This window comes from Kribbella catacumbae DSM 19601, assembly GCF_000372465.1.
Lineage (GTDB): Bacteria > Actinomycetota > Actinomycetes > Propionibacteriales > Kribbellaceae > Kribbella > Kribbella catacumbae.
This window is the reverse complement of sequence record NZ_AQUZ01000017.1, coordinates 50,437-69,798: the sequence shown is the minus strand read 5'-3', so window position 1 is coordinate 69,798 and position 19,362 is coordinate 50,437. Positions and strand designations below refer to the sequence as shown.

Annotated in this window: 18 protein-coding genes; 6 read left to right on the top strand and 12 right to left on the bottom strand. The window is 66.1% G+C overall.

Going from position 1 to position 19,362, the window contains the following annotated elements; all coding sequences use genetic code 11:
• Positions 1–134 precede the first annotated feature (134 nt).
• The 5 genes from A3ES_RS0119095 to A3ES_RS0119075 all read right to left on the bottom strand — a co-directional run bounded on the left by A3ES_RS0119095 (position 135) and on the right by A3ES_RS0119075 (position 5,829).
• Positions 135–1,169 carry an ABC transporter substrate-binding protein gene (locus A3ES_RS0119095; RefSeq protein ID WP_020388444.1) on the bottom strand — a complete coding sequence of 345 codons (1,035 nt, stop codon included), beginning with the start codon at positions 1,167–1,169 and terminating at the stop codon, positions 135–137.
• Between the two features lie 165 nt (positions 1,170–1,334).
• Entirely contained in the window at positions 1,335–3,002 is a 1,668-nt protein-coding gene (locus A3ES_RS0119090) for a type 2 periplasmic-binding domain-containing protein (RefSeq protein ID WP_020388443.1), read from the bottom strand.
• Between the two features lie 31 nt (positions 3,003–3,033).
• A complete protein-coding gene (locus tag A3ES_RS0119085; protein WP_040455020.1) occupies positions 3,034–3,936 on the bottom strand; it encodes a carbohydrate ABC transporter permease in 903 nt (300 codons plus the stop codon).
• Positions 3,933–4,931, bottom strand: coding sequence for an ABC transporter permease (locus A3ES_RS0119080; protein WP_020388441.1), 999 nt, complete (start codon positions 4,929–4,931; stop codon positions 3,933–3,935). Before A3ES_RS0119080 ends, A3ES_RS0119085 begins: the two co-directional genes overlap by 4 nt.
• A gap of 301 nt (positions 4,932–5,232) precedes the next feature.
• Positions 5,233–5,829, bottom strand: a complete 597-nt coding sequence (locus A3ES_RS0119075; RefSeq protein ID WP_020388440.1) for a GNAT family N-acetyltransferase — start codon at positions 5,827–5,829, stop codon at positions 5,233–5,235.
• On the opposite strand from A3ES_RS0119075, the gene A3ES_RS0119070 reads away from it, so the two are divergent.
• Both A3ES_RS0119070 and A3ES_RS0119065 read left to right on the top strand, forming a co-directional pair.
• The gene (locus A3ES_RS0119070) at positions 5,828–6,067 is read left to right on the top strand and encodes a hypothetical protein (RefSeq protein ID WP_020388439.1); all 240 of its coding nucleotides are present in this window, start codon (positions 5,828–5,830) and stop codon (positions 6,065–6,067) included. The two genes, A3ES_RS0119075 and A3ES_RS0119070, sit on opposite strands and share 2 nt — an antisense overlap.
• Positions 6,068–6,387: 320 nt before the next feature.
• Positions 6,388–7,677, top strand: coding sequence for an MFS transporter (locus A3ES_RS0119065; protein WP_020388438.1), 1,290 nt, complete (start codon positions 6,388–6,390; stop codon positions 7,675–7,677).
• On the opposite strand, the gene A3ES_RS47610 is transcribed toward A3ES_RS0119065, so the two are convergent.
• Positions 7,647–8,489 (bottom strand): TerC/Alx family metal homeostasis membrane protein, encoded by an 843-nt coding sequence (locus tag A3ES_RS47610; protein ID WP_020388437.1) that lies wholly within the window; start codon positions 8,487–8,489, stop codon positions 7,647–7,649. The genes A3ES_RS0119065 and A3ES_RS47610 overlap by 31 nt on opposite strands.
• A 103-nt stretch (positions 8,490–8,592) precedes the next feature.
• Between A3ES_RS47610 and A3ES_RS0119055 the strand changes: the two genes are divergently transcribed.
• Together A3ES_RS0119055 and A3ES_RS0119050 are read left to right on the top strand one after the other, a co-directional pair.
• Positions 8,593–8,817: a DUF6458 family protein gene (locus A3ES_RS0119055; RefSeq protein ID WP_020388436.1), complete on the top strand. Its 225-nt coding sequence runs from the start codon at positions 8,593–8,595 to the stop codon at positions 8,815–8,817.
• Positions 8,818–8,867: 50 nt separating this feature from the next.
• Positions 8,868–9,890, top strand: coding sequence for an NADPH:quinone reductase (locus tag A3ES_RS0119050; RefSeq protein ID WP_020388435.1), 1,023 nt, complete (start codon positions 8,868–8,870; stop codon positions 9,888–9,890).
• Positions 9,891–10,036: 146 nt separating this feature from the next.
• Here the strand turns inward: A3ES_RS0119050 and A3ES_RS0119045 are convergent, their stop codons facing one another.
• Complete coding sequence (locus A3ES_RS0119045; protein ID WP_040455016.1) at positions 10,037–10,825, bottom strand: siderophore-interacting protein; 789 nt, start codon at positions 10,823–10,825, stop codon at positions 10,037–10,039.
• The gene (locus tag A3ES_RS0119040; RefSeq protein ID WP_020388433.1) at positions 10,822–11,799 is read right to left on the bottom strand and encodes a TroA family protein; all 978 of its coding nucleotides are present in this window, start codon (positions 11,797–11,799) and stop codon (positions 10,822–10,824) included. Before A3ES_RS0119040 ends, A3ES_RS0119045 begins: the two co-directional genes overlap by 4 nt.
• Before the next feature lie 113 nt (positions 11,800–11,912).
• Here A3ES_RS0119040 and A3ES_RS0119035 point away from each other — a divergent pair, with 113 nt between their 5' ends.
• Entirely contained in the window at positions 11,913–12,701 is a 789-nt protein-coding gene (locus A3ES_RS0119035; RefSeq protein WP_020388432.1) for a helix-turn-helix transcriptional regulator, read from the top strand.
• Between the two features lie 351 nt (positions 12,702–13,052).
• Positions 13,053–13,682, top strand: coding sequence for a formylglycine-generating enzyme family protein (locus A3ES_RS0119030; protein WP_020388431.1), 630 nt, complete (start codon positions 13,053–13,055; stop codon positions 13,680–13,682).
• A 190-nt stretch (positions 13,683–13,872) separates the two neighbouring features.
• Here the strand turns inward: A3ES_RS0119030 and A3ES_RS0119025 are convergent, their stop codons facing one another.
• The 4 genes from A3ES_RS0119025 to A3ES_RS0119010 all read right to left on the bottom strand — a co-directional run bounded on the left by A3ES_RS0119025 (position 13,873) and on the right by A3ES_RS0119010 (position 19,271).
• Entirely contained in the window at positions 13,873–15,309 is a 1,437-nt protein-coding gene (locus tag A3ES_RS0119025) for a GuaB1 family IMP dehydrogenase-related protein (RefSeq protein WP_026163002.1), read from the bottom strand.
• Positions 15,310–15,355: 46 nt separating this feature from the next.
• Positions 15,356–16,066 carry a DUF4386 domain-containing protein gene (locus A3ES_RS0119020; protein ID WP_020388429.1) on the bottom strand — a complete coding sequence of 237 codons (711 nt, stop codon included), beginning with the start codon at positions 16,064–16,066 and terminating at the stop codon, positions 15,356–15,358.
• Positions 16,067–16,130: 64 nt separating this feature from the next.
• Positions 16,131–18,776, bottom strand: coding sequence for a winged helix-turn-helix domain-containing protein (locus A3ES_RS0119015; protein WP_020388428.1), 2,646 nt, complete (start codon positions 18,774–18,776; stop codon positions 16,131–16,133).
• A gap of 51 nt (positions 18,777–18,827) precedes the next feature.
• On the bottom strand, positions 18,828–19,271 hold the full coding sequence (locus tag A3ES_RS0119010; RefSeq protein WP_020388427.1) for an SRPBCC family protein: 444 nt from the start codon (positions 19,269–19,271) through the stop codon (positions 18,828–18,830).
• Between the last annotated feature and the right edge of the window lie 91 nt (positions 19,272–19,362).

Genomic DNA, 19,362 nt, shown 5'->3' with positions numbered 1-19,362 from the left:
TGCGGACCCGGGGTCAGGACCAAAGCCCGGGAGGGCCCGATCATCCTGACGCCGGTCCGATTTCATCCCTTGGTACGACCCGTCCCGTCCGAAGGGACGGCCAAGATTGCTTGCCTAAGGCAACTTACGTCGCGTCAGTTCTTGCCGGCCAGCAGTTTCTCCAGGTCGCTCAAGGTGGCCATCGCGCCGATCGGGCCGAGTCCGAGGAACCAGACCTCGTCGTCGACGCGGGCGACCTTGCCGGCCTTGACCGCGGGAAGCGCCTTCCAGATCTTGCCGTTGACGACCGTGTTCTCTCCCGTCTGGTCCGGTTTGCCGTAGCTGGAGTAGAAGATCCAGTCACCGTCGGCCTGGGCGATGTTCTCCTGGGAGATCTCGACCGCCAGCTCCTTGATGTCCTGCACCTTCGGCCGCGGCAGGCCGACGTCCTTCAGGATCACGCCGATGAAGGACAGGTTGCCGTAGAGCCGGATGTCGCCCGGCCGGAACCGGACCAGCGAGATCGTCGGCGACCCGCTGACCTTGCTCTTCACCTCGTTCGCGCGCTTCTGGTAGTCGTTCAGCAGCCCGGTGGCCTTCGCCTCCTCGCCGAGCGAGTCGGCCAGCAGCAGGAAGTCCTCCTTCCAGGGGAAGCCGGGGCGGATGCTGAACACGGTCGGCGCGATCGCGGTCAGCTTCGGGTAGAGGTCGTTGGCCCGCAGCTTGCTGCCGATGATCAGGTCGGGCTTCAGCGCGGCGATCGCCTCGAGGTTCAGCTCGGTGACACCGCCGACCGTCTTGATGCCCTGCGCCTTGTCCTTCAGGTACGCCGGTACGCCGCTCTGCCCGGCGTTCGTCGCCATCCCGACCGGCGTGATGCCGAGCGCCAGGACGCCGTCCAGCTCACCGCTGTCGAGCACCACGACCCGCTCGGGCTTCTTCTCCAGCTTGGTCTCGCCGAGCGCGTGCTTCACCGTCCGCGGAAAGACCCCCGGCTGCGCGTCCGACCCGAGCTTCGCGGTCGCCTCGTCGGCGGTCGAGAACAACCTGCCACCGGTCGCCACCTCGGTGTCACCGACCCCGGTGTCAGCCGATTTGTTGTCGTTACTGCCGCAGCCTGCCAGCAGCACCGTCATCATCACCGCACCGGCGGCCAGCCGCCGAGCCGTTCCCATCACAAGCAGTCCCATCTCTCCAAGGTCGATGGTTGAGGCTACAACAACTTTGGATAGGCATTCCTAACCGGTCAGCTCGACTTCCTTGACGCAGAGGGGCAGGGCCCAACCAACCTGATCATTCGCCCCCTTTTCACCTGGAGGGTGAAAAGGGGGCGAATGATCAGAAGGTGGGGGGGGTTACTTGCTGCCGGACTTGTATTTGTCGTAGGCCTGCTGCTCGAGCTCGAGGTACCTGGTCATCCCCGTGCTGTCGAGGCCCTTCACGTAGGCCTCCCAGCCGGTGTCGAGGTTCTTCGTCCCGGTGATGAAGGCCAGCTGGTTCTGCGTTACATAGCTGTTGAGGTTGGTCTGCAAGGTTGCCAGCTCACCGCTCAGGCTCGGGTCAACCCAGACCGAGGCCAGCGGGAACCACTGCGCCTTGTCCTCGTGGCCCTCGTACTGCTTGGTCGCCTGGAAGAGCCGGCGCTCGAGGCCCGAGTCGGAGTAGATGTCGGCCGGTACCGCCTGCTCGTTGCGGTAGGCAAGCGTGATGTTGTACTGCGCCATCGAGTCCCAGGAGATGTTCTTCTTGTGCTCGGATTCGCTGAACCGGTAGTACCCCACCTTCGTCTTGTCGTCGAGGGCGATGTCTCCCGGACGCGGCTTGGACCAGCCGACACCCTCCGGACCCATCACGCTGACCTTGCGACCCTCGTCGCTGTAGATGTAGTCGAGCATCTTGACCGCGGCGACCTGCGCCTCCTTGCTGGCCTTGTTGGTCAGCATGAAGGTGTAGCCGGTCGAGCTCGGGTAGTTGTAGCCGGTGTAGCTCTTGCCATCTGGACCGGTCAGCGGCGGTACTGCGTCGTACTGCTTGTCGCGGCCGTCTTTGGAGCCCAGCTGGACGAAGATGCCGGGCCACAGCACCGGCACGGAGCCGACGACGACGGCCTTCGGGTTGTTGCCGGTGGCCTTCAGCGCCTCCGCGTTCTGGGTGAAGGAGGCCTTGTCGATCAGGCCTTCCTTGTAGAGGGAGTTGATGTACTTCAGGCCCTCCTTCCAGGCATCGGAGTTGACCGGCGTGACGACCTTGTCGCCGTTCAGCGCGAGCAGCGAGCGGTTGCTGTTGCCGCCGACCGGGTTGTAGGCGAACGCGTTCATCAGGAAGCCCATCAGGCTGCTGTCCTGGACGTCCGTGGTCATCGGGATCTCGTCGGCCTTGCCGTTGCCGTTCGGGTCCTGGGTCTTGAAGGCCCGCAGTACGGTGCGCAGGTCCTCGGTCGTCTTCGGCATCTGCAGGTTGAGCTTCTTCAGCCAGGCCGAGTTGATCCAGAGCTTGTCCGGGTAGGTGCAGTGGAAGCAGTCCGACCACTGCGGCAGCGCGTAGATGTGCCCGTCCGGCGCGGTGGACATCTCCTTCAGCGTCTTGTTGGAGTCCAGCTGCTTCTGGATGTTCGGCGCGTTGTCCTTGATCAGCTGCTCGATCGGTACGGCGACGCCCTGAGTGCCGAGCTTCTGCACCTCGGCCTGGGTGATGCCGTCGACCCAGGGAATCAGCATGAACAGGTCCGGGTAGTCGCCGCTGGCGAGCGCGATCTGGCGCTTCTCCTTGGCTGCCCCCGCGTCGAGAGTGGTGGTCTGCCAGCGGAACTGGATCTTGAACTTGTCGCTGATGGCCTTGGTCACCAGGTTGCTGTCGAGGTTGTCGTCGGGTCCCTGCGGCGCGAAGGTGTCGATGATGACCTTGCCGTCGGCACTCACCTCGTTCTTGGCGCCGTCGTCGGACTTGTCGGAGCTACAGCCCGCGACAGCCAGCGCGATGGCAGCCACCAGGCCGGCCACCACCTTGGGTTTGGTTGAGCGCATTTTCTTTCGTTTCCCTTCTGGAACAGGACTACTAACCCTTGACGGCACCGACCATCACGCCCTTGGTGAAGTGGCGGGCGATGAACGGGTAGATGATCAGTACGGGCAGGCTCGAGATGACGATCAGCGCGTACTTGAGCACGTTGGCGAGTTGCTGGCGTTCGAGCGTCGCCGCGACGTCCGCGGCGGCGCCGGTGGTGGAGTTCAGGATCAGGATGTTCCGCAGCACGATCTGCAGCGGATAAAGGCCCGGGTCCTTGAGATAGACCAGTGCGTCGAAGTAGGTGTTCCACTGGAAGATCGCGTACATCAGGGCGATCACCGCGATCACCGGCTTGGACAGCGGCAGCACGATCGACCAGAGGAAGCGCAGGTCGCTGGCGCCGTCGAGGACGGCGGCCTCGTACAGGTCGTCGGGGATGGTGTGGCGGAAGAAGGTGCGCGCGATGATGACCTGCCAGACCCCGATCGCACTCGGGATCACCATCGCCCACCGGGTGTTCAGCATGCCCAGGTCCTGGACCACCAGGTACGTCGGGATCAGACCGCCGGAGAACAGCATCGTGAACAGCAGCAGGCTCATGATCAGGTTGCGGCCGAAGAAGGTCTTGCGCGACAGCGGATAGGCGATCGCGACCGTCAGCGTGACGCTGATCAAGGTGCCGCCGACGGCGTAGACCAGCGAGTTGTAGTAGCCCTTGAGGATCTGCGGATCGCTGAGCGCCTCCTGGTACGCGCGCAGGCTCGGCTCGACCGGCCAGAGGAAGACCTGGCCGGAGCTGACCGCTCCCGCGCTGCTGAACGAGTTGGCGACCACATAGACCAGCGGCACCAGGACCGCGATCAGGGCGATGGTCAGCATCACCTTCACGCCGGCCAGGAAGATCCGGTCGGTCCGGGTCTCGGCGATCGTGGACGCGCTTTCCTTGGTCATGACCACAGTCCGCTCCCGGTGATCCGCTTGGCGGCGAAGTTCACGCCGAGGAGAAGGAAGAGATTGAGCACGGAGTTGAACAGGCCGACTGCCGTCGCCATGCTGAAGTCCGCGTTCAGCAGGCCGGTCTTGTAGACGTAGGTGGCGATGATCTCCGACTGGGCCAGGTTCAGCGGGTTCTGGAACAGGAAGGCCTTCTCGAACCCGATCGACATGATGTTGCCGACGCCGAGCACCAAGATGATCACCGCGGTCGGCATGATGCCGGGCAGGTCGACGTGCAGGATCCGCATGATCCGGCTCGCGCCGTCGATCTTGGCCGACTCGTGCAGCGCCGGGTCGATCCCGGCCAGCGCGGCCAGGTAGATCACCGCGGAGTACCCGGTGGTCTGCCAGACGTCGGACCAGACGTAGATGTGGCGGAAGTAGTTGGGATCGCCGAGGAAGTCGATCGCCGGGATCCCGAACAGGCCGATCGCGTCGTCGACGAACCCGATCCGCGGCGACAGCACCAGGATCGTCATCGAGACCACGACGACGGTGGAGATGAAGTACGGCGCGTAGGTGACCAGCTGGACGGTCTTCTTGAAGAAGCCGGTCCTGATCTCGTTCAGCGCGATCGCCAAGATGATCGGGATCGGGAAGCTGGCCAGCACCGTGTAGGCGGCCAGGATGAAGGTGTTCTTCACCAGGGTCCAGAAGACCGGGTTCTGGAAGAACAGCTCGAAGTTCCGGAAGCCGACCCAGTCGCTGCCCCAGGGGCCCTTGATCGGGCTGTAGTCCTTGAACGCGATCACCGCGTTGGAGATCGGGATGTACTTGAAGATCACGAAGTACGCGAGCGGGACGATGATCAGCAGGTAGAGCTGCCAATGCCGGCGGAAGCTGCGCCGGGCCTCCGTCCAGCGGCTCGGCCGCCTGATCCTGGCGGTCGTCACCACCTGCTTCAGCACCGGCGCCGGTGGCGCCGGTTTCACCTCGATCGTTCCGCTCACTCCTGCGTCCCTTCCTGCTGATACCAAACCGATATCCGATAGGATTTGGCTTCAACCGGGAGGATGGCACAGAACTCCGGGGAGTGGAAGAGGGAGCTTTAACCCTTTACTACAAGGGATTTCCGACTCTGACCGGAAAGTTGCTTACGACAACAACACAGCGAGGCCCCGTGGATTCACCACGAGACCTGGGCGGCCGTCAGCGCCGGGCGGAGTCGCTCTGCGCTGCGACCCCGGACCGATGCGGGAGTTTATTACCTTCGTGAACTATATACCAGTCAACTGTGCGCCGAGACTTATGTCAAGACGTGAATCTTGCGCCGTCGCTGCGTACCCGGCCGTGGAGGTGCCAGTCGTGCCAGCCGTCGGCGTGCCTGATCGCCTGGCGCAGCGTTCCTTCCAGGACGAAACCGGTCTTGCCGGCGATCCTGCAGGACGCCTCGTTCGCGATCGAGTGCTGGATGCCCAGCCGGTTGAAGCCGAGTTCGTCGAAGGCCCACTCGCGCACGGCCTCAACCGCCCGGGCAGCCACCCCTCGACCGCGTGCGGCCGGCGCCACCCAGTACGAAAGCCCGGCGTCTCCCTCGACCAGGGAGATACTGCGCAACCCCACCTGCCCCAGCGGCTCATCATCGCTGGCGACCACTGCCCAGCTCACCGCTTCCTCGGCGGTCCAGCGCGGCTCCCACTGCGCGATCCATTCGACGGATTCGTCGAGTGAGTCCAGACGCCGGACATGCCAGCGCTGGATACTCGGGCACTCGAACGCGGCCTGCACCATCGGTGCGTCGCTAGCGCGCCACGGGCGTAGCCGCAACTCCTCGTCGACCCTCAGGTGTGGCTGTTCGAGATTGCTGAGTGTTCCTGGTGGCAACGCCGGATCGACGAGCAGAGGCATGCCTCAGAGCGTAGTGCCGGTGAGGCCGAGCTGGCGTTCGATCCATCGGTACGTCGAAGTGCCCGGTCAGCAGGCCGGCCTCGTAGTGCAGGTTCCACTCCGCGAAGTCACCGTGTACGACGTACCGCGGCAGCCCAAGCAAGTTGCTCTCAGCAACAATATCCTTGGCGGCCGCCATCTCGACCTCCGCCCAGTCGGCGAGGTCGTAGGTGAGATCTTCCTGGTCCGCAGCACGTGATACCGCCGTACGACGAGGCACTCACCCGCAGCGATTTCGGTCGGCCGCGCTTCGGGCAGAAAGGACCTGACCCGACCATCACGGGGGAACGGCCGGGCCAGGCTTCTTTGATGGTACCCCCGGTGGGGGTGCGCAATCGGGTAATTGGGGGGCGGCGGGTGGAATCGCTGCCCTACCATCGCGCACATGCAAGCTTCTTCCTGAAAGCGCACCACCGCCGGACCGGCCGTAGTGCGTCACGTCGGCGCTTTGACCGTCGCCTCTGAACGGTCGCGCTTTGCCATGCCCGCACACGTGCTGCTTTCAGGAGCGAATCCACGATGCTTTTGCCTGCCTACCGGGCCGCCGATCCGGCTCGCACCTATTGCGCCTTCAACGGCGCCTGGGCCTACCTGTCCTCACTGGCGTTCACCCTCAGCCTCGTTTACCAGATCAAGGAAGTCGGTCTCAGCCCGCTCCAGCTCGTGCTCGTCGGTACGACGCTCGAGGTCGCCTGCTTCCTGTTCGAGATCCCGACCGGCATCGTCGCCGACCTCTACAGCCGGCGGCTGTCCGTCATCATCGGTTTTGTCCTGATCGGCGCGGGCCTCCTGCTCCAGGGACTGGTGCCGACATTCCTCGCCGTCCTCGCGGCGCAGGTGCTCTGGGGTCTCGGCTTCACGTTCACCTCGGGAGCCGATCAGGCCTGGATCACCGATGAAGTCGGCGAGGACAAGATCGGCCGGATCTTCGTCCGCAGTCAGCAGATCAGCCTCGGTTTCCGGATCGCCGGCATCGTCTCCGCGGGGGCCATCGGCCTGGTCAGCCTGAGCCTGCCGCTGCGACTGTCGGGTGTGGGCATGATGCTGACGGCGCTGGCTCTGTTCGTCTTCATGCGGGAACAGAACTTCCACCCGACCCCGAAGGCCGAACGGGAGACCTTCCGGCAGATGGGCGAAACCTTCAAACACGGCTTGGCGGTCGCCCGGCGCCGTCCGGTGGTCCGCACGCTGGTGCTGATCAGCTTGGTCTCGGGGCTGTCCAGCGAAGTCTTCGACCGGCTGTGGTCGGTGAAGATCCTGTCGGACTTCAGCTTCCCCGATCTGCTCGGAACGACCGATCCGGCGGTCTGGTTCGCTGTGTTCTCGCTGGTCGGCACGCTCCTCGCACTCTGCGGCTCGCTAGTGGTCAACAAGGTCTCGCCGGAACGCGTCAACTCACTGCACCCGAATGGGTTGCTGGCCTTGCTCAGCCTGTTCCAGCTGGGCGGCGTCGTCGGGTTCGCGCTCGCCGGGTACCTGTGGCTCGCGTTGGCTGCGATGTGGGTCGGCAGCATCGCCGGCACCATCGCGTATCCGGTCGAGTCGGCCTGGCTCAACCGCAACCTCGACTCCAAGTCGCGGGCCACGGTGATCTCGATGGTGTCCCAGGCGAACGCGATCGGCCAGGTGGCCGGCGGTCCCCCGCTCGGCGCCCTGGCCGGCTCAACATCGATCCGTACTGCGCTGGTCGCGTCCGGGTTGATCCTTTCGCCGATCCCGCTGCTCTATCTGCGACTGCGGCCGGCCCCGCGGAACGTTGTACCGGCTGCTGAGACGGTTTATTCCGTTTCGACGCGACGGCGGTCGTAGCCGGTCTTGATCAGGCTTGCGACCGTCGTCACGAGCAGCGTTCCGGCGATGAAGCCGAGCGACGTGAGGATGCCGATGTGCGGCAGGTGGATCGCGCCGATGTCGTCGATGTGCGAACCGTGCAGGGCCTCGATGATCAGTTTCACGCCGATGAAGGCGAGGATCGCCGACAGGCCGACGTTCAGGTAGATGACGCGTTCGAGCAGGCCGCCGATCAGGAAGTAGAGCTGGCGCAGTCCCATCAGGGCGAAGGCGTTCGCGGTCAGTACGACGTACGCGTCCTGGGTCAGGCCGAAGATGGCCGGGATCGAGTCGAGCGCGAAGATCACGTTGGCCATGCCGATCGCGGCGATCACGATCACCAGCGGGGTCAGCATCCGCCGGCCGCCGGCGTTCCTGGTGACCAGCTTGCCGTCGTCGTAGTCGTGCTGCAGCGGCAGGATCTTGCGCAGACCGCGGAGGACGGCGTTCTCCTGGAAGTCGGTCTCGTCGTTGTCACCCTCGAGCGCCAGCTTGACCGCCGTGTAGACCAGGAACGCGCCGAAGAGGTAGAACACCCAGCTCGCCGCGGCGATCGCGGCCGCGCCGGCCAGGATGAAGATGGCCCGGAGCAGCATCGAGACGACGATGCCGATGTAGAGCACCTTGTCCTGCGCCATCCCCGGCACGGCGAACCTCGCCATGATGATGACGAAGACGAACAGGTTGTCGATGCTGAGGCTGTACTCCGTGATGTAGCCGGCCACGAACTCCGAGCCGGACGCCCCGCCAAGATGGACGACGAACAGCAGTACGGCGAACAGGCCGGCCACTCGTCGCCACCCTCGCCCAGTTTGCCCGCCCGATCCGCGGGTACGCGAAGGAGGCGCTGCTGGCCGCCCGGACAGTACGGCGCACGAGAACTGGAGGTGTCTGATGGGTATCGGCGCAGGGATCTTTCTGCTCGCCCTCGGCGGCGTGCTCGCGTTCGCCGTCTCGGACCGGATCAGCGGCGTCGACCTGACCATGGTCGGCTACATCTTGATGGGAGCAGGCGCCCTCGGCCTTGTCCTGGTGCTCCTCCTCAACGGCCAGCGCACTCGCTCTTCCCACACCACGGTCGTCGACGACCACCCCGACCCCAGGGATCCGCGGATCTGAAATCTCCGCACAGCTGGAATAAGGCGGCGAGGCCAGCAGCTATAGCGAGCATGAAGGCCATCGTGTTCGACCAGCTCGGCGCAGCCGACTCCGTTCTCCAACTCGTCGATCGTGACATTCCCGAACCAGGACCCGGCGAAGTACGGATCCGGGTAGTGGTCTCCGGCGTGAATCCGACCGACTGGAAAGCCCGCACCGGCCTGTACGGCGGCGACGTGGTCGAGTCAGTCCCGAACCAGGACGGCGCCGGCGTTGTCGATGCCGTCGGACCTGACGTCGATGGCCTGGCCGTCGGCGATCGGGTGTGGGTGACATTGGCCGCTTTCGGGCGACCCTTGAGCGGGACGGCGCAGGAGTACACCGTCATCCCCGCCGAGCGGGCGTTTCCGTTGGCGGACGACGCCTCCTTCGACCTCGGCGCGAGCATCGGCATCCCGGCGATCACGGCACATCGCGCGCTGACCGTTGCCGAGGGCGGGCCGGCGCGACTCTCGCCGGGCGCGCTCGACGGCAAGGTGATCCTGGTCGCCGGCGGGGCCGGAGCCGTGGGGCACGCAGCGATCCAGCTGGCTCGCTGGGCCAGTGCGACCGTGATCGCGACGACCAGCCCCACCAAGACGGAGTACGCGTCGGTCGCGGGCGCACATCACGTCGTCAACTACCGCGATGAGGACGCCGCGACTCAGATCCGCAAGTTCGCGCCCGAAGGCGTCGACCTGATCGTCGAGGTGGCCGCGGGCGCCAACAACGAGCTTGACCTCGCAGTACTGCGTCCGCGCGGCACCATCGCGATCTACGCCAACGACGGCGACCAGCCGTTCGCGATCGACATCCGCGCCAACATGGGACTGAACTCGCGATACCAGTTCGTGCTGCTCTACTCCGTGGGCTGGGAGTTCATCGCGGCCGCCGCCGAGGACATCAATGCCGCAATCGCGGCGGGCGCCGTCCCCGTAGGCGAGGCCGCCGGTCTCCCGCTCCACCACTTCACCCTCGACCAAACCGTCCAGGCCCACCAGTCGGTCGAGTCCGGCGCCACCGGAAAGGTGCTCATCAGCCTGACCTCCAGCTGAGCTGGGCAAGCGCATTCCTGAAGGTTGCGGCCACTGGTCTGTCCCGAGCGACAGGACATAGCGCACGGCGAACAGTGCACCCGAGCGCTAGCTGCGTTGATGTGTACAGCGTCTCGCAGTGCACTACCTGTCGTTAGGGACACCGCCTACTCGTCGTGGTCGGTCTGGCCTTGTTTCCAGTAGCCGGTGAAGAGGTGTGGAAGGCGGGGTTTGGACCAGGGGCGGAGGGGCTTGATCGAGTCTGCTTCGCCGGCGGCGAAGAGGAAGGTGCTGGGGTCGGCTCGGAGTTGCTGGACGGCCGGGGCGAGTTGGCCGCGGGGGACCCAGGTGATGGTCACGTCGGCTCGTTTGGCCAGTGGGTAGGCCGGTTCCTCGGGGTGGTCGTGTTCGATGACCAGGTCGGCGGAGACGTCATCCGAGGATTCCTCTAGCCAGCGGGCCGCTGCGGGGAGGGCCGTGGTGTCGACGGCGAAGAGGTAGTGGGCATAGGTCTGCGGGAACGACTTGGCACCCGGCGGGCCGGCGATCGCGACCTCGTCGCCCGGTTGCAGTTGCACGGCCCAGGTGGAGGCGAGGCCGCCGGGGTGGATGACGAAATCGAGGTCCAGTTCGCGGCCGGCGTACCGGCGTACGGTGTATTTGCGGCTGCGTGGCGGCGGATGCGGCCAGTTGAGCATCAGGTGTTCATTGGGGACCGGGAGGCGCAGCGTGCCATCGGGGTCAGGGAAGATCACCCGGACGTGGTCGTCGAACTGGTAGGTGTGGAAGCCGTCCAGCCCCGGACCTTCGAGCGTCACCCGCAGCATGTACGGCGTGACGTACTCCAGCGCCGCGACAGTCGTCGTCCGGATTCCGATCGGGTACGCGATCCGCTCGATGCCGGTTCCCTGGGTGTGATGCAGCGCGGTCCGCTCGGCCGGGTTCTCGCGGTTCATCCGGCCGCCCACGGCGCGAGCGTCTGGTCGAGGGAATCGAGCGTGAGCAGCGCGGACTCGTACGTCGCCGCCTGCGTGAAGCGCACCGGGAAGACCTTGCCCGCCTTGACCGCCGGCAGGCTCTTCCACAGCGGCGAGGCCAGTACGTACCTGACGGCCTCCCCGACCGAGCCGTCCGGTTCGAGCGTGTAGGTGATCGCGGTCGCGTCCGCGTAGCTCTCCGGCAGCAGCTCGATCGAGGTCTGCTCGGCGACGTCGAGGCTGCCGCCGCCCTTCTTCTTCACCTCGCCGGGGTAACTCATCCCGATGTCGGTGCCGACGTTGGTCCCCCACGATCCCTCGAACTCGTGCTGGAAGTTGCCCTTGGCAACCTCGCCGTAACCGCCGACGTGGCCGAAGCGGACGTCCCGCAGTACGGGCGCGTATTTCGCCTTCAGCTTGGCGACTTTCTGCTCGTAGGCGGTCTTGGCGGCATCGAAGTTCGTACTGCGCCCCGCCGCGTCACTCTGCCGGCGGGACAGCTCACGCCACGCCGACGGCAGCGTCGGCCCGATCGCGACGACGGGCGCGATCGCCTCCAGCCGCTCGAGATCGATGTCGCCGAGCACCGGCTTCGGCACTCCGATCACGATCAGGTCGGGTCTGGCCAGCGCGATCTTCTCGTAGTCGGTCGAGTCAGCCGTCTCCCCCGCGATCTTGGCCAGCTTCTCGTACGTCGCCTTGTCCGCGGCCGACATCATCGGGATGCCCCGCTGCCAACTGGAGATGCCGACCAGCGCCGCGTCCGCCTCGATCAGCACCGGTACGGCGTACCCGGTGGCGACGACGCGCCGCGGATCCTTGGGGACGGTGATGTCGCCGTTGTCGGCCTTGAAGACCCGGGTCTCGACGGCCTGGGCCGGTTCGGGATCGGACGAGCCGCACGCGACCAGGCTGAACGCGACGGCGAGTGCACCCAGCAGGCGCAAAGACATGGCGGGGTTCTTTCTGACAGAGGGCTGGATCGAAGTTAGGCTAGCCTTACTCCGATGCGCTCACTAGCGCGCACAGGTCAGCCACTGTCGCCGGGAGGACACCTTTGAGTTTGGTGACCGTGTTCGGCACCGACCCCGAGTCGTGCCGCGAGTTCGGCTACGGACTGGGCACGCCGGGCGGGATCCTCGTGCTGCGCTGCGTCTCCGCCGGGCGACTCGAATTCGGTGAGAGCCGGCAGGACTTCCTCCACCAGCTCTACTGGTCGCCCGACGGCCCACTGTCGGCCCGGCACGGGAGCGCGACCTCCTTCGCCGGTTCGTCGGAGGCGGTCTGGGTGCAGCGCGCCGTCACCCACGCGGTGCACGCCCCTGACCGTCAACTCGTCTTCCGGGTCTGCCTGCGCGAAGTACCGGCGGCGCTGACCGGTCTTCGGTTCGGCGCTGTCGCCATTTCGCCGGAGGCCGGCCAACTGGTCGCGGAGATCGCCACACCCGGGTACGCCGAGGCTGACGCCCTGGCGGCCCGTGCGCGGATCATGGCCGGCCTCGGTGCGTCGGTGCGCGACTTCACCGGTCTTCACACGGATGGGCCAGGCTTCGCCTTGCGAGTGGCACGCGAACTCGCCCAGGACCCGGGCAATCCGACCCAGCTGGACGAGTGGGCGGCGCGGTTCCACATCAGCCCGAAGACACTGCAACGAGACTTCCACCGCGAGTTCGGTAGGTCCTTCACCGCCTGGCGAACGCACCTCCGCCTCCGCGCGGCCCAGGTCCTCCTCGACACCCATCCGGTCTCGGAGGTAGCCCATCGTGTCGGCTATTCCAGCCCATCAGCCTTCATCGCCGCCTTCACCCGCACCTACGGCCACACCCCCGGCCGCCACTCCCACTTCGTCAGGTGAGCAGGACTGTCTTGCCGACTACCGTGCGGGCTTCCATGGCAGCGTGAGCGTCGGCGGCGTGTTCCAGGGTGCCCTAGAAACTCAACTTTGGTTGAGGTCAAGCACACTGACAGCGGATCGCGCCCTCGGGCGCGGTCATGCGCTTCGCGTGAAAGAAAATTGTCGCGGAGCGGCAAATTTCCTTCACGCGGTGGCGTGGTGCGGGTCCTGACCGCCTGCCGCTCGGCTGCTAACCGGCTCTGCGCCTAACCCTGCGACCAACCCTGGCGGACTGTAGGAGATCCGCCTTGGCCTGTGGGGGATCCGAGGGAAGTCTCTGGGGTTTGGGGCGCTGGTAGCGTCCTGGGTCTGATGATCGAGCTTCCGGGTGGCAAGGTCGGCTTGCGTGACGAGGGGTCGGGGACGTCGTGGGTCGTGGAGGTGCCGCCGTTTCGGCTGGCGGGCTGTGCGGTCACGCAGGCTCAGCACTCCGAGGGCGCGTCCGGTGAGCTGCCGGCGACTGATGTCTCCTGGCTGGACGCGGTCCGGTACTGCAACGAGTTGTCGGTGACGGAGGGGCTCGTACCCGCGTACGGGCTGGTCGATGGGGATCGGGACGGGGAGCGGGTCACCTGTGACTGGACGGTGAACGGGTATCGGTTGCCGTCGGAGGCCGAGTGGGAGTACGCGTGCCGCGCGGGCAGCCGCGAGGCGCGGTACGGCGAGCTGGACGAGATCGCCTGGTATCGCGACAACTCCGACGGCCGGGTGCACGAGGTCGGCGGCAAGGTCCCGAACCGGTGGGGCTTCCACGATCTGCTCGGCAACGTGTGGGAGTGGACCTGGGAACTCCACTCACCGGAGTACGGGCCGTATCGCGTGTTCCGCGGCGGTGGCGCCTACGACCCGCCCAACGCCTGCCGGGCGTCCAGCCGTCGCAAGAGCCATCCCACGTTCCACATCGACGACCTGGGCTTCCGCCTCGCCCAAACCATCTGCTGACGTTGTCCACCGGCGCGGAGAACTGTCCCGACCGACAGGACATAGTCGGTGTTCGGCCGGCCCGCCACGCTCAGGGAGGTGGCGGACAGGCACGATTTGGGCACTATGTCCTGTCGGTCGGGACGCCAACCGGCGTTGGCTTCCGCTGATTGCCGGCTGCCGATCGCCAGCTGGAGTTGGCTTCCGCTGACTACCAGCTCGTGTTGAGGGGTTTGCCTTCCGTGTAGCCGGCGGCGCTCTGGATGCCGACGACCGCGCGGTCGTGGTACTCCTCCAGGTTGGTGGCGCCGACGTACGTGCAGGAACTGCGGATGCCGGAGACGATCGAGTCGAGCACGTCCTCGACGCTGGGGCGCTCGGGGTCGAGGTACATGCGCGCGGTCGAGATCCCTTCGCCGAAGAAGCTCTTGCGAGCGCGCTGGAAGGGGGTGTCGTCCGCTGTACGGAGTCGCACCGCGCGGGCAGACGCCATCCCGAAGCTCTCCTTGTAGATCCGGCCGTCACTGTCGCGATGCGGGTCACCCGGCGACTCGTAGGTACCGGCGAACCACGAGCCGATCATCACGCTGGACGCTCCGGCGGCGAGCGCGAGCGCCACGTCCCGCGGATGCCGTACGCCGCCGTCCGCCCACACGTGTTTGCCGAGCTCGCGGGCCCTGGTCGCACACTCCAGCACGGCGGAGAACTGCGGCCGGCCGACCGCCGTCTGCATCCGGGTCGTACACATCGCGCCAGGGCCCACGCCGACCTTGACGATGTCGGCACCGGCTTCGACCAGATCCTGGACGCCGTCGGCGGTGACGACGTTGCCCGCCACGATCGGCACGGTGGGCTGCAGGGCGCGGACGGTTCGCAGTACGTCGAGCATTCGCTCTTGATGACCGTGCGCGGTGTCGATCACCAAGAGGTCGATGCCGGCGTCGAGCAGTGATTTCGCCTTCTGCTCGGCGTCGCCGTTGATACCGATCGCGGCAGCGACCCGCAGCTTGCCGGCAGCGTCGACAGCCGGTTCGTACAAGGTCGCGCGGAGTGCGCGTTGCCGGGTGAGGATGCCGACGATGCGGCCGTCCTCGTCGATCACCGGCGCCAGTCGGTGGTGGCCGTCGTTGAGCTGGTTGAAGGCTGCCTCCGCCGCGATTCCCGCCGGCAAGGTCAGCGGTTCGCGCGACATGATCCCTTGGAGCTGGGTGTAGCGATCGACGCCCTCGCAGTCGGCGTCGGTCACCACGCCGACCGCGCGACCGTTCTCGACGACGATCACCGCGCCGTGGCCGCGCTTCGGCAGCAGGTTGAGCGCCTCCCCCACGGTCCCGCTCGGCGGCATCACCAGCGGGGTGTCATAGATCGTGTGCCGCTCCTTGATCCACGAGACCACGTCGGTCACCACCTCGACCGGAATGTCCTGCGGAATCACCGCCAGCCCACCGCACCGGGCGATCGTCTCGGCCATCCGCCGCCCGGAAACCGCGGTCATGTTGGCGGCAACGATCGGGATCGAGGCGCCACTCCCGTCGTGGGTGGCCAGCTCCACATCCAGTCGCGACTGAACAGCAGACCTGTTCGGCACCAGAAATACGTCGTTGAACGTCAGATCCTGCTCAGGCGCCTGTCCCCGAATAAACCGCACACCACTCACCTCACTACCCAGAAACCAGTTCCCCTCGGAGACTACGTCACGCCCGCTTGAAGCCCTTGAAGGTGAGCCAGAGGCCGAGTGAAAGCTCCCACAGGACGATCGGGACGGTTGCGATCCCCGACCAGACGGAGAGCTGGTCGTAGGCGCCGAACACCACGGCGCACCCGGAGACTAGGAACAGCGGGGCTCCGATCAGGCCCATCAGGGGAATGAGGCGCGGTACGAGCCGGGAGCGGTAGAGCAAGGTGCCGAGCAGCAACGCGTTCACGCCAGGGATGAGACCGGGGCCGAGCAGGAACGTCCAGTCGTGGATCGCGACGAGTGACTGACCCACAGTGACGAGTGTGGCCGGGTCTGTCCCGGCCGCCGCGTTCTCACGCAAGGTCACCACCGAGAGAACGGCCACGACGCCGAGGACGATGTAGCCCGCCTCGAGGACGCGAGCGGTGACGAAACCCAGCGCGAGACGTTCGCTCTGCTGTTTGAGCACCGGAAACAGGACGACCGCCGTACCGATAACGGTGATGGCAGTGATCACTTCGAGCAGGCCGCCCAGCAGTACGCCCGAACTGGATCCGGAGCCGAGGATGTAGTTCGGGTCGTTGACGAGGCGGTCGTAGAGCGGAAGCGCCGGGATCGAGGCCGCGAACGTGATCAGGTAAAGGACGCCCGCGATGAGCGCCGTCTTGTTCGTCGGGTCCGTGGGGATGGTCGGTGGCAGTGCTGTACTGCGGGTGATGGTCGTCATGTCCGCAAGCTAGAAGGCGATGCGATGAGCAGGCATCACCACAAGTGGTGATTCTGGTGGTGACTCAGCGGGAGAACAGATCGAGTTCGGTAGCCCGGCGTACCGCGGCGCGGCGGTTGTTCACGCCGAGCTTGGCATAGATGTGCTTGGTGTGAGTCCGCACGGTGTTCAGGGACACGATCAGCTCGCGGGCGATCCCCGGGCCGTCGAGATCGGTCCCGAGCAGGCGCAGTACGTCGAACTCGCGCGCGCTGAGTGGCTCGATCAGGCCCTGTTTGACCGGCGTACCGGGGTCGGTCCTCAGGAGCGTCTGGGCGGGAACGCTTCCTTGTTTCGCGAGCGTTCGCAGCATGGTGGTCATCGGCGGGCCTTCGTCGATGAAGATCCGGACGTGGCGGTCCGGCTCGGCCAGCGTCAGCGCGCGTTGCAGCGAGGCGAACGCCGCGGCGTTGTGGCCTAGCGACCGGTGAGCGAGCGCCTGCAGCACCAGGATCTCGATGACGCTTCCGGTCCGTTTGCCCTCTTCCGCGGCTTGCAGGAGACGTTGCAGGAAAGCCTCCACCGGGGAGGCTTGAGTCAGGAGCAGGCGGGCCAGGGTGAGGTGTTCGAACTCGCGCAGATAGCTGAGTTCATCGTCGATGGTCAGACCTTGCTCACGCACCCAGCCGAGCGCCGCGTTGAGCTCCCCCGACGCGATCCACACCCTTGCGCGCAGGGCGGGTATCGGCCGTACGTTCGGGAAGTAGTCGCTGACATACACGCGCTCGGCCTCGTTGAGCAGGTCGACCGCTGCCGCGAGATCTCCTTCCGCCTGCCGGATCCTGGCCATCGCGACGCGCCGACGATACGAGTACTGCGCCAGGCCGGCGTGCTCGCCCAGCTCCTGACTCTTGGCCAGGTACTGCGTGGCCGTCCGCAGGTCATTGCGCTCGCGATGCAGGTCGCTCAGTCCGACGTACATGTCGGCCGTTCCCCGTGGTAGCTGCTGACCTTGCTCGGGTTTGAGCAGCAGCGCCTGTTCATAGGTGCGCATCGCATCGCTGGGACGGCCTTGCGCCAGCCGGATGTCCGCCAGCGCGATCGCGCAGCCGAGGGCATCCGCCGTGTAGCCGGCGCGTTGCAGTCCCGCGGTGCAGTCCGACCACGCCTGGTGGGCAGCGTCGAGATCGCCGGTCGCCCAGAAGGCGAGCCCCAGCAATCCGGCGGCTGCCGAACGCCAGAGGTAGCTCTCCTCAGGCGCGAGAGCGAGCGCCCGCCGGCCGTGCCCGACGGTGCCTGGAAGGTCGCCCCGGCCCAGCGCCTGCGCGGCTCGATAGGTCTCGATCGACTCCAGGAGACGGGCGAATTCCTCGTGGTCGACGACGACCCTCACCTCGTCGTCCGCCGGAGTCGGGTGCAGCCACCGCTCGGCGTCCCGGAGCCAGCGCTCGACGTCGTCCAGCTCACCGGTGATCAGCAACGTTCCGGCGTACATGACACAGAGCACGGGCCGGACGCGGACCACCTCGTCGGGGAGCAGCTTCAGCCAGCCGCGGACGACGGCCTCGTTCCTGGTCCTGCGCAGGGCCGGGATCGCCAGCTCGATCAGGTCGGCCGCTCGCCCGAAATCCTTGGCGGCAAAGGCGTGGCGGATCGCCTCGGCCGGTTCGCCGTTGTGTTCGTACCACGCGCTGGCGCGTTGGTGCAGCCCGGCCGCTGCCTCAGGCTGCTCGTCGAGCAGACGCGCCTGGAGGTCCTCGGCGAAGAGCTGGTGATATCGGTACCACCGCCGCTGGTCGTCGAGCGGGAAGAGAAACAGGTTCGCTCGCTCCAGCGCGGCGAGTCTGTCCTTCCCGCCCTCCTGCCCGGTGACCGCATCGCAGAGTGGACCGCACAACCGATCCAGGATGGAGGTCCGCAGCAGGAAGTCCTGCACAGCTTCGGGTTGGCGCAGCAACACCTCCTCGGCCAGGTAGTCGACGAGGTGGCGGTCATCCCCCGCGAAGCCGGCGATGAACCCGCTGGCATCGTCGCGCCCTTGCATCGAGAGCGCCGCCAGTTGCAGGGCGGCGATCCACCCTTCCGTTCGCTCGTCCAGTACTGCGACGTCCTCAACCGTGAGCCTCAATCCCATCACGCCGTTGAGATAGGCCGCGACCTCGTCAGCCGTGAACCGCAGCTCCGCGGACCGGATCTCGACCAGCTCACCCCGCGCCCGCAACCTCGCCAACGGCAGAGCCGGATCGATCCTGGTGGAGATGACCAGATGAATCCGCGGCGGCAGATGGTCGACCAGAAACGTCATCCCGCCGTGGATCTCATCCGCCTCGATGACGTGATAGTCGTCGAGCACCAGCACGACGTCGTACTCGACTGCGCTGAGGTCGTTCAGGAGAGCCGAGAGCACGGCCTCGATCGGCGGCTTGGGTGACTGCAACAGCGAGAGCGCGCTCTCCCCGACCGCGGGCGCCGCGGACTTCAGCGCTTTGACGAGATAAGCCCAGAACATTCCGGGGTCGTTGTCCCGCTCGTCAAGCGACAGCCACGCCGCCACCTGCCCGCCGGCGGCCAGCCACTCGGTCAGCAAGGTCGTCTTCCCGAACCCGGCCGGCGCGGAAACCAGGGTCACCAACGACTCCACGCCGAGCGCCAGCCGCTCGCCCAACCGCCCGCGGCCCACCACCCCACGGCGCCGCCCGGGCACCAGGACCTTCCCCGCCAGCAATGACATCGCCACCTCCCCCGCTCCGCCAGCATAGTTAGCCGCGGCGCGAGAGGGGAGTCAGTGCCAGTTGCTGATCGAGACGTCGTCGGGGTCCGGGGAGCCCTTGCCGGTTTCGATCATGGATTTGAGGCTCATCAAGAAGATCGCCCACTTGGTGCTGCAGTGGTTCATGAACTCGACCGGCTCCTTCCAGCCTTCGTGCTTGAACAAGATGATGGCCCACTCGTCGACCTGGCCCAGCTCCCACTCGACTTGCGTGCCGACCCACTCCTCCGGTCCCTCGACGACCTCCCACAGCACCCGCTTGCCTGGTACGAGTTCGAGGACCTTCATGTCGAAACCACCGGGGCCGAAGGTGAACTGGACGACGCCGCCGACCTCGCTGCCTTCGCCGACCGTGTTGGTGGTCCACCAGCCGGCCAGTCCGTCGATCGTGGTCAAGGCCGTGTAGACCTCGTCGACCGACGCCTTGACTCCGACTCTGTGCAGGATGTCTACCATCTTCTTGCTCCTCTATATGCAACCTTTTGTTGCACATGACGGTAGCTTGCCGTCGAGGATGACGCAACCATTGGTTGCGAATCCGGAATCG

Excerpts from the sequence above, each read along its gene's own strand:
- A3ES_RS0119095 (WP_020388444.1), bottom strand. The coding sequence starts at position 1,169 with ATGGGACTGCTTGTGATGGGAACGGCTCGGCGGCTGGCCGCCGGTGCG.
- A3ES_RS0119090 (WP_020388443.1), bottom strand. The coding sequence starts at position 3,002 with ATGCGCTCAACCAAACCCAAGGTGGTGGCCGGCCTGGTGGCTGCCATC.
- A3ES_RS0119085 (WP_040455020.1), bottom strand. The coding sequence starts at position 3,936 with ATGACCAAGGAAAGCGCGTCCACGATCGCCGAGACCCGGACCGACCGG.
- A3ES_RS0119070 (WP_020388439.1), top strand. The coding sequence starts at position 5,828 with ATGCCTCAGAGCGTAGTGCCGGTGAGGCCGAGCTGGCGTTCGATCCAT.
- A3ES_RS0119075 (WP_020388440.1), bottom strand. The coding sequence starts at position 5,829 with ATGCCTCTGCTCGTCGATCCGGCGTTGCCACCAGGAACACTCAGCAAT.
- A3ES_RS0119065 (WP_020388438.1), top strand. The coding sequence starts at position 6,388 with ATGCTTTTGCCTGCCTACCGGGCCGCCGATCCGGCTCGCACCTATTGC.
- A3ES_RS0119055 (WP_020388436.1), top strand. The coding sequence starts at position 8,593 with ATGGGTATCGGCGCAGGGATCTTTCTGCTCGCCCTCGGCGGCGTGCTC.
- A3ES_RS0119050 (WP_020388435.1), top strand. The coding sequence starts at position 8,868 with ATGAAGGCCATCGTGTTCGACCAGCTCGGCGCAGCCGACTCCGTTCTC.
- A3ES_RS0119045 (WP_040455016.1), bottom strand. The coding sequence starts at position 10,825 with ATGAACCGCGAGAACCCGGCCGAGCGGACCGCGCTGCATCACACCCAG.
- A3ES_RS0119040 (WP_020388433.1), bottom strand. The coding sequence starts at position 11,799 with ATGTCTTTGCGCCTGCTGGGTGCACTCGCCGTCGCGTTCAGCCTGGTC.
- A3ES_RS0119030 (WP_020388431.1), top strand. The coding sequence starts at position 13,053 with ATGATCGAGCTTCCGGGTGGCAAGGTCGGCTTGCGTGACGAGGGGTCG.
- A3ES_RS0119020 (WP_020388429.1), bottom strand. The coding sequence starts at position 16,066 with ATGACGACCATCACCCGCAGTACAGCACTGCCACCGACCATCCCCACG.
- A3ES_RS0119015 (WP_020388428.1), bottom strand. The coding sequence starts at position 18,776 with ATGTCATTGCTGGCGGGGAAGGTCCTGGTGCCCGGGCGGCGCCGTGGG.
- A3ES_RS0119010 (WP_020388427.1), bottom strand. The coding sequence starts at position 19,271 with ATGGTAGACATCCTGCACAGAGTCGGAGTCAAGGCGTCGGTCGACGAG.